This window comes from Acinetobacter sp. UBA3025 (assembly GCF_002367915.1).
In the GTDB taxonomy this organism is placed as follows: Bacteria; Pseudomonadota; Gammaproteobacteria; order Pseudomonadales; family Moraxellaceae; genus Acinetobacter.
The window spans coordinates 779-2,756 of record NZ_DFDO01000198.1; the positions used below are offsets into that span (position 1 = coordinate 779).

General features: G+C 41.6%; 1 protein-coding gene and 1 pseudogene. One reads left to right on the forward strand and one right to left on the reverse strand.

Annotation, left to right across the window (positions count from 1 at the left end; translation table 11 throughout):
- Window positions 1-1,310 (reverse strand): acyl-CoA dehydrogenase family protein (locus tag B4J23_RS08250; RefSeq protein WP_291359896.1); only part of this gene is annotated, 1,310 nt, incomplete at its 3' end.
- Window positions 1,311-1,873: 563 nt separating this feature from the next.
- Here B4J23_RS08250 and B4J23_RS08255 point away from each other — a divergent pair.
- A pseudogene (locus B4J23_RS08255) lies at window positions 1,874-1,978 on the forward strand (TetR/AcrR family transcriptional regulator); the annotation flags it as partial.

Genomic DNA, 1,978 nt, shown 5'->3' on the forward strand with positions numbered 1-1,978 from the left:
ATGCGCAGGTCACGGATACATTGTTCCATGCCCCATTCACGGATATAGCCATGACCACCGAAGCACATTTGTGCTTCAAGTGCAGCATCCAGTGCTTTATCGGTGAGGTAAGCTTTGGCAATAGGCGTTAATAAAGCCACACGATCAGTTGCTTTACGTACCGCCTCAGGGTCGGTGGAGTATTTGGTAATATCCAGCTGCTGGCCGACATAGACTGCGAAAGCACGAGAAGCTTCATTATTGGCACGCACATTCAGCAACATACGGCGTACATCGCCATGGACCAGAATTGAATCGGCTGGTTTTTCTGGAGATTTTGCACCAGTTGATGCACGGCCCTGTAAACGGTCCGTCGCATATTGTGCCGCATTCTGGTAGGCAAATTCTGCCGCGCCAATGCCTTGAATCCCCATCGACAAACGTTCGTAGTTCATCATCACGAACATGCCCGCCAGACCTTCATTTTCATTACCCACCATATAGCCTTTGGCACCATCAAAGTTCATGACACAGGTTGCCGAGCCTTTAATACCCATCTTATGTTCGATCGAACCGGCAGCGACCGCATTGCGCTCACCGAGTGAACCATCGGCATTAACCAGGAATTTAGGGACAATAAACAGGGAAATACCGCGTGAACCTGCTGGCGCGTTTGGGGTTTTGGCCAGTACCAGGTGAATGATATTTTCACTCAGATCATGCTCGCCGCTGGTAATAAAAATTTTGGTGCCGGTAATATTGTATGAACCATCTTCATTCGGTTCAGCTTTAGTCTTGATAATGCCAAGATCTGTGCCGGAATGTGGTTCAGTCAGGCACATGGTGCCCGACCATTCACCCGTATAGAATTTTGGTAAATAAGTTTCTTTTTGTTCCTGTGAGGCGCGGTCATTGATGGCCATACCTGCACCCACCGTTAATAGCGGATAAAGCATAAAAGATGGATTGGTGCTCCAGATCATTTCATCCGCTAGAACCGTGAGCATCTTCGGCATGTTTTGTCCGCCCCATTCTTCAGGAGCACCCAAGCCTACCCAGCCACCTTCGGCAAACTGTCTGAACGCTTCTTTAAAACCTTTGGGTGTCGTCACTACACCATTGTTAAACTGAGCACCACCCTCTTCATCTGCAGGACGATTCAGATCAAGAATGACATTTTTTGAAAATTTTGCCATTTCTTCCAGAACCGCATTTGCAGTCGCCATATCGAGATGTGCAAGATTTTCGTTACCTTGCCAAAATTGTTCAGCATGAAATACATCATTTAAAATAAATTCCATGTCTTTCAGCGGCGCATTATAAATCGGCATTTTCAACTTCCTAAAATGGTGATACTCAATCCTGTTACTGAGTATTTTTTCATTATGGATTCGAGAAAATATTTTGAGGCTTTTTGCTCGAATCCATGCATGTCATTCAAAAATCATCATATCGAATTAATCTGGCGATGAATTCATTGACATAAATTAGCGATATAAAATTTAAAATCAAAAACTTTATACCTCTGGTATTTACTGAATCATTAAAACTTAAATCCATTGATGAATGAAAAATTTAAGCTGTTAAAATGACTCTGGCTTCACTTCGCTAAACCTTGTCTGGTCTGGGTTTAAAACGAAAATATGATTCAGCTTTATGCCCTAAAACCATAAATCAAATATATTGAAAATGGAATTTTATTTAGCAAAGTTGATCTCAAGGGTTCAATTTTCTTGACAATATTTTTAGCGCAGCTGTATATGACTTTTTTCTACAAGAAATGTTGAATAAATATACAAATTTAGATAAATATCACGACCTTAGTTTTATAGCTATACCTGTGAAAATAGCATATTCTTAGTAGGTTCCTTTTCTAAAATGATGAGTCAAGAAAATGACGACTACTGTAAGACAGCAGAACTTCCTTCTTCGTAAAGAGAAGATCCTGAGCATGGCAGAAAGTCTACTGCTTGATAATAATCAGGACATCACCTTGAGT